General features: G+C 46.2%; 1 protein-coding gene. It reads left to right on the plus strand.

What is annotated here, in order from left to right; translation table 11 throughout:
- Positions 1–472: 472 nt before the first annotated feature.
- Positions 473–1,716, plus strand: a 1,244-nt coding sequence (ltrA, locus tag EEX84_RS16395) for a group II intron reverse transcriptase/maturase (RefSeq protein WP_123166722.1), incomplete at its 3' end; no start/stop codon positions are given.

Genomic DNA, 1,716 nt, shown 5'->3' on the forward strand with positions numbered 1-1,716 from the left:
TGGTGAAAGTCCATTGTGGGGGTACACATCGACCAACCACTAAGGAAGCGCAAGGTGCTTATTGTGAGGTAAGGGCTGGAGGAAGCGTGGAATAAAATCTTGGCTCGACGAACAGAAATCTGATACGAAGGCTTTATGAAGGGATGAGACTCCCAAACAAGTCAAAGTCCAAAAGATGTGCGTAACTTTATAGAGTAAATCAGGCGAGTAAAAGAGGAAAGATAGTTGTCTTACCCTGGGAGGTCTTGTGGATGCACTGGCGTGCAGTCGAAAAAGGTTAGCCGCAAGAAGTCAGCAGAAGCCATAGTAGTGAAGAAATTCACGAAGGGCTGAACAATTTATAGTGTTTCAACGCCGCGAGTGCGTAAGGGACGAACTCCGAATGTGTTACGGGTGAAAGGATGAGCGTATCTCAAAGGACAACCCAAAATGGAGCTATCCCTTACTACGTGAATGGAAAGGGGAAACGAGTGTGGAACTTTTAGAGCAGATCCTAAGCAACCAGAATATGAACGATGCCTACTTGCGTGTCTACCGAAACAAAGGGGCGAGTGGGGTCGATGGCGTAACAGTCGATGAACTGAAGGAATACCTGAAAGAGAACAAGGATGAATTGCGCCAGCGCATCCGAACAAGAAAGTACCAGCCACAAGCTGCCTTACGAGTGGAAATCCCAAAAGAGAATGGCAAGATGCGCAAATTGGGCATACCAACAGTCGTGGATCGGGTCGTTCAACAGGCGATTCATCAAGTACTCAGTCCGATATTCGAAAAACAGTTCAGTGAATTCAGTTACGGTTTCAGACCCAAGAGAAGTTGCGAGATGGCGATTATCAAAAGCCTGGAATTTCTGAATGACAGATACGATTGGGTCGTGGACATCGATCTGGAAAGATTCTTCGATACTGTTCATCACGATAAGCTCATGCGTTTAATCGCCAATACCATAGGCGATGGAGATGTCATCTCGCTCATCAGAAAATACTTAGTGAGTGGGGTCATGGTGAAGGGAACATACGAAGAGACGCCTGTCGGCACTCCGCAAGGAGGCAACCTCAGTCCACTACTCAGTAACATCATGTTAAATGAACTCGATCAGGAATTGGAACGCAGGGAACTGCGATTCGTGCGATACGCCGATGATGCGCTCATCTTTGTGAAAAGCGAAAAAGCAGCGGACCGCGTGATGAAATCCATCGTGAAATTTATCGAAGGAAAACTGGGATTAATCGTCAACGCCGAGAAGAGCAGAATCGCTCGCCCGAAAGACTTAAAGTTCTTAGGGTTTGGTTATTACTACGATTACAGAAACAAGCGCTATCAAGTGAGGCCTCACCCTGAGTCCGTGCTGAAATTTCAACGGAAGCTTCGGCATCTGACGAAGCGAAACTGGAGTATTTCGTTAGACCACCGAATCGTGAAATTAAAACAAGTCATCGTGGGTTGGGTCAATTACTTTCGAATCGCGAATATGAAGAACGCAATGACGCGGGTAGATACGAAATTGCGCTCAAGAATTCGGGTCATCATCTGGAAACAATGGAAGAAACCCCGAAAACAAATCAAATCGCTAATCCAACTAGGGATACCTGAGGAAGAAGCCAAGGGCTTAACGTTCTGCAGAAAAGGATACCGGTACATCGGATTATCGAAAGTGGTTCAAAGAGCACTCTCTAATAAACGACTAAAGCAGAGGGGAATCCCCTCTGCTTTAGA

This window comes from Planococcus salinus (genome assembly GCF_003719725.1).
In the GTDB taxonomy this organism is placed as follows: Bacteria; Bacillota; Bacilli; order Bacillales_A; family Planococcaceae; genus Planococcus; species Planococcus salinus.